The 216-nt window shown below is 59.3% G+C and carries 1 protein-coding gene; it reads right to left on the reverse strand.

Annotated elements, in window-relative coordinates; all coding sequences use genetic code 11:
- Positions 1–216: cytochrome ubiquinol oxidase subunit I (locus tag ORL50_RS28910; protein WP_266020129.1), on the reverse strand; the 216-nt coding region annotated here is incomplete at both ends.

The following is a 216-nucleotide window of genomic DNA, read 5'->3' on the forward strand; positions in this document are numbered from 1 at the left end:
CCGATAAGGGAACGACGGATTGAAGATGATCGCCCACCAATCCTCGGCAATGAAGCGGCCATCGGAGCCAATGGCGTAACCGGCGGGTGTCTGCATCCAGGAATTGGCCGACAGGATCCAGAAGGCGCTGATCAGCGATCCGAGGGCCACCGCACAGGTGGCGAAGAAATGCAGACGAGGGCCTACCTTCTTTCGCCCGAAGAGCATGATGCCAAG

Origin of the sequence: Pseudomonas sp. RIT-562 (assembly GCF_026241895.1) — a bacterium.
GTDB lineage: Bacteria > Pseudomonadota > Gammaproteobacteria > Pseudomonadales > Pseudomonadaceae > Aquipseudomonas > Aquipseudomonas mandelii_F.